6 protein-coding genes are annotated in these 4,359 nt (G+C 71.1%); 2 read left to right on the top strand and 4 right to left on the bottom strand.

What is annotated here, in order from left to right; all coding sequences use genetic code 11:
* Nucleotides 1–76: 76 nt before the first annotated feature.
* A complete protein-coding gene (locus AB0C29_RS35900) occupies nucleotides 77–760 on the bottom strand; it encodes a trypsin-like serine protease (RefSeq protein ID WP_360557160.1) in 684 nt (227 codons plus the stop codon).
* 179 nt (nucleotides 761–939) lie between these two features.
* Complete coding sequence (locus AB0C29_RS35895) at nucleotides 940–1,155, bottom strand: hypothetical protein (protein WP_360830028.1); 216 nt, start codon at nucleotides 1,153–1,155, stop codon at nucleotides 940–942.
* A 74-nt stretch (nucleotides 1,156–1,229) separates the two neighbouring features.
* Here AB0C29_RS35895 and AB0C29_RS35890 point away from each other — a divergent pair, with 74 nt between their 5' ends.
* On the top strand, nucleotides 1,230–1,910 hold the full coding sequence (locus AB0C29_RS35890) for a TetR/AcrR family transcriptional regulator C-terminal domain-containing protein (RefSeq protein ID WP_360830025.1): 681 nt from the start codon (nucleotides 1,230–1,232) through the stop codon (nucleotides 1,908–1,910).
* 180 nt (nucleotides 1,911–2,090) lie between these two features.
* Here AB0C29_RS35890 and AB0C29_RS35885 read toward each other — a convergent pair whose 3' ends face one another.
* Complete coding sequence (locus AB0C29_RS35885) at nucleotides 2,091–2,567, bottom strand: DUF6188 family protein (protein ID WP_360830022.1); 477 nt, start codon at nucleotides 2,565–2,567, stop codon at nucleotides 2,091–2,093.
* 274 nt (nucleotides 2,568–2,841) lie between these two features.
* Between AB0C29_RS35885 and AB0C29_RS35880 the strand changes: the two genes are divergently transcribed.
* Nucleotides 2,842–4,017, top strand: a complete 1,176-nt coding sequence (locus AB0C29_RS35880; RefSeq protein WP_360830019.1) for a phosphotransferase — start codon at nucleotides 2,842–2,844, stop codon at nucleotides 4,015–4,017.
* Here AB0C29_RS35880 and AB0C29_RS35875 read toward each other — a convergent pair.
* Nucleotides 4,004–4,359: LysR substrate-binding domain-containing protein (locus AB0C29_RS35875; RefSeq protein WP_360830016.1), on the bottom strand; the 356-nt coding region annotated here is incomplete at its 5' end. The two genes, AB0C29_RS35880 and AB0C29_RS35875, sit on opposite strands and share 14 nt — an antisense overlap.

Here is a 4,359-nt window from a genome sequence, read left to right as displayed (position 1 = left end):
GTCAGGCCGGCCGGCTTGGCAGTGGGTCACGCCGACCCGCCCGGTCAGCGGTCAGGCCGGCAGTCCCCAGAGGCGATCAGGCCGGCAGCCCACCCACCTGCTGATCGACCCAGCTGCGCACCGAAGGCAGATCCCCATAGATCGACGGCGCCGTCGCGCACGTGGAGCTGTTGTTGCCGGCGCGGCTGGTCACCCCGATCAACGCCCAGCGCCCGCTGACCATGCGGACCTGCGGCCCACCGGAGTCCCCGTAGCAGGCGCCGGCGTTGCCGTTGGTGTTGTTGGTGCAGATCTCGAACGCCGCGTCGATGCCGGCGCAGCGGCTGTCCGACACGATCGACGTGTCGAGCTCATTGGCGACGCGCGGCGTCGATCCGCATCCCCGGGTCGGGCACGTCTGGCCCCACCCGATGATCCGGGTCGCCGTGCCGACAGCACCGGACGCGGTCGGGACAGGTGCAGGTGCGTATGACACGGATGAGGTCAACTCGAGCAACTTGATGTCGATCCGAGGGTGGTTCACCGCCCGCCGGACGGAGACCACCGTGCCGCCACTGCTGCGGTCGACGCTGCCGACGCGGACCGACGCGGGGGTGGGGCAGTGCTTGGCCGTCACGGCCCAGTTGCCCTTGATGAGCGAACCGGTGCAGCCGGAGACGTAGACCATGAACGAGTAGTTCTCGGTGGCGGGGCGGCCGTTGACCACCTGCGTGACGGGCGGCGGCTCGGGGGAGGGCCCAGCGATCGCGGCGGCCGGCATGAGCAGGCCGGCGGCGGCGACGGTGGCAGCGGTGAGGAGTGTCCGGGCGAGGGTACGCATGCGGTCGTCCTGTCTGTGCCGGAGGAGTGGGACGGCGGGCGGTTGCCCGGACAAACCGTAGCGACGCAGTGATGCTCATCGATACATACCGAACGGGGCCTACCGCTGCGTGATGGCCGCTACGCCGTCTCGGGGTAGACCTCCACGTCGTAGAGCAGCCGGACGGGCTCGCCGTTCGAGACGCCGATGAAGACCGGCTCGCCGGCCGGCGTACGGCCATGTCGCCACACCTGGGCCAGGGCGGCCTCCCGCGACGGGCGATGGACCTTGTCGGCCTGGTGCAGCTCCAGCACCTTCCGCGCGGTGGTCCGGTCACTCTCCAGCTGTACGCGCATCAGCGGCATAATTGAACGGTGTCCAATCAACTTAACAGCGTTACATCTCCTGTCGACCGTACTAGGGTCAGGCGGTGAGCGAAACTGCATTCGGCCCGGGCTCGGTCTGGCTGCGCGAGGAGCCGGCCCGGCCCCGCCCCGCACCCCTGAGCCGGGAACGCATCGTCGCGGCGGCGGTGACCCTGCTCGACGAGGACGGCGCCGACGGCCTGACGATGCGCCGCCTGGCCCAGCGGCTCGACGTCACGCCGACCGCGCTGTACTGGCACGTGAAGACCAAGGACGACGTCCTGGACCTGGCACTGGACCGCGTCTTCGGCGACGTGCCGCTGCCGCCCGCCACCGCCGACTGGCGCGAGGACGCCCGGGTGCTGATCCGGCACTGGCGCACCGCGATGCTGCGCCACCCCTGGGCCCCGAGCCTGATCGGCCGCCCGATGCTCGGCCCCAACGTCCTCACCCGCACCGAGTTCCTTCAGGCCGCCCTGACCCGCGGCGGCCTGTCCGGACTCCAGTTGGCGGTGACCACCCGGCTGCTGGCCAACTACGTGATCGGCGCGGCACTCACCGAGGCGACCTGGCGGCGGACCGCGGATCCCCAAGCGCAGCGCGAGGCCCGCCGGCACGTGACGGCGGACCCCGCCGCCTATCCGACCCTCAACGCCTCCGGCCACCTCGACGCGGAACGCTGGGACGACGATGTCCTGTTCGACCACGGACTCGACGTAATCCTGACCGCGGCCGACCCCTCTTGAGCCCAGGATCCTAGGACGCTATAGGGGTGGTGCGGTTGGTCATCATCGCCAGAACATGACACCGGCCGGTGCACTCGAGGGATATGCCGTGCAGATCCAGGTCGTAGGCGAGGGGAGGGAGATCTGCTTGATCCGGCACAGCGGCGGTGTGCGTTGCGGGCCGCCCACCGGGCGCCGAGCTCACTGACGGAGGTCGGCCTCGGTGGCCGCCCGCGACAGCTGACCCCCGGGTACGCCGGTCCGCCTCGACGCGTCCCCCCACACCGCCAGCTCGCCCCGCGCCAGGCACACGATCAGCAGGCCGTCCGGACCGGCGACCGCCCACGACTCGAAGTCCGGGTCGACGCCGACCAGCAGCAGCGCGCCGCTGCGGAAGGTGATCTGCAGTTCGCCGGTCTCACGGATGCATGCCGTGCGGACGATGTCCCCGAGCAGGGTCGCGAGGATGTCCGAGGGGTTCTCGCCCGGCTCCACATCGACCCGGCCGCCGCCCGGCCCGTGCAGCTGGGTGACGGTCTCGATCAGCACCTGGAAGCCGCCGGAGAGACCCAGGACGATGGCGTGGCCGAGCCGTACGTACTCCAGCTTGCGCCCGCCCAGCAGGTCGATCGAACGCCCTTGCCGCGGGCGCCGTCCGGCGTCCATGTCGGCGACCATGACTGGCAACATGACTACCTCGATCGGCTCATCGGACTGTTGATCACAGGACCGTAGCCCGCCCTTTCATAAGAGAGCCTTAAAGACCACAGCCGATTCCTGAAGGCGCGGGGTTGACACTGGCGCGGTGCTTTCCGTTAGCCTCGATCCGCGCGCCGGGTACGCGCCGCGACTCGCCGGAAGGCTCGAAGCCACCCCGTGTGATGCCAGGCTGGGCGACGGTCACCGACGCTCTGTCCGCCCGTGCGAGTCCGGGCGTTGAGCGAGGTGCACCATGAAGACGCTGCCCGACAATCCCCATCTCGACCACCTGCGCCGGCAGGCGAAGGATCTGCTCGCCGGCCTGCGCGACATCCGGCCCGAAGCGACACTCGCCGAAGCGCAGGCGTCGCTCGCCGAGCAGTACGGTTTCCGCACCTGGACCGACCTCAAGGCTGAGGTCGACCGCCGGCGAGGCCGTGCCGACATCGCGGATCCGGCCCTGGCCCGGCAGCTCGCCACCCGTTTCGGTCTGGGTGAAGTCGTCGGGGAAATGCGGTCCATGTCCCGCCCGGACGAGATGGGTCGGCGCTGGCTGCTGCAGACGGACCGCGGCCGGTGGGCTCCGCGCACTGTGGACGACGTGTATCCGGTGACCGACGGCGAGGACAACGCCCGGTTCCAGGAGGCCGCGGCGCGGGCCGGGGTGACGCTGCCGGCTCCGGTCCGCAGCACCTCCGGCGCCGTGGTCGAGGTGATCGACGGCAGCCGGTGGCGGATGTACGAGTGGCTGCCGTCCGGGCCGCCGTTGGCCGCCCCGGTCAGCGCGACCGTCACCCGCGGGGTCGGGGACATGCTCGCCACCCTGCACGGGCTCCGGATTCCGGTGGACGGCACCTGCCCGTGGAGTTCGGTGAGGTTCGCCTCCTCCGGCTGGCCTGAACTTGCGGAGGTGGCCGCCGCCAAGGGGGCCGGCTGGGCGCCCGTCCTGGCCGCGGCGGTGCCGACGCTGGTCGAGCTCGAATCGGTCGGCAACCGGGCCGCACCCACCGAAGCGGTGCTGTGCCACCACAATGTGATCCCGGGCAACGTCCGGGCCGGGTCGGACGGCCGGCTGATCCTCACCGGATGGGAACACGCCAACGGGCTGCCACCGGCCTGGGAACTGGCCGCGGTGCTGGTTTCCTGGACGGTCAACCCCGGTGGTGGCATCAACGCCGCGGGAGCCCGGGCCCTGGCCGAGGGTTATCGGGCGCGGGCCGGGGGCCTGCCACCGCTGAGCCTGGACGCGTTCAGCGGCACGGCGATCGCCTTGCAGAACTACGTGTGGGGTCAGGTCGAGCTGGCCCTCGAAGCGCGCGATGCGGAGGAGGTGCGGTACACCGACCGCAACGTCCGGCACCTGCTCACGCATCTGCCGTCCCGGACCACCTACGAACGCGTCCTGGAAGCGGCCCTCAACGAGGGGTGAGGAACTCGGCGGTCGCCGCGGGGCTGTCCGCGGCGGCCGCCAGCTCCGCGAAGTCCTTGATCAGGCGGCTGCGGCGCGACGATTCCCAGGCCAGCGCGATCCGGCCCGGGCCGATGTCGGTCACCGGTACGGCGCACACGTCCGGCCGGGTGTAGAACGCCACCACCGAGGCCGGCAGGACCACCACGCCGCGGCCCATCGCCACGTGCTCCAGCTTCACCTCGACGCTGTAGCGCGACTCCTGCGCCGAGCGGGGGATCCGGTCGCGGATGTCGGTGGCGATGTCGCGCCATTCCGGTACGGCGTCAGGATCCTGCACGAGGTGCTCGCAGGCGAGGTCGG

Source organism: Actinoplanes sp. NPDC048791 (genome assembly GCF_040650095.1).
In the GTDB taxonomy this organism is placed as follows: Bacteria; Actinomycetota; Actinomycetes; order Mycobacteriales; family Micromonosporaceae; genus Actinoplanes.
The sequence above is the reverse complement of the archived record's forward strand: the minus strand, read 5'-3'. Positions and strand labels throughout refer to the sequence as shown.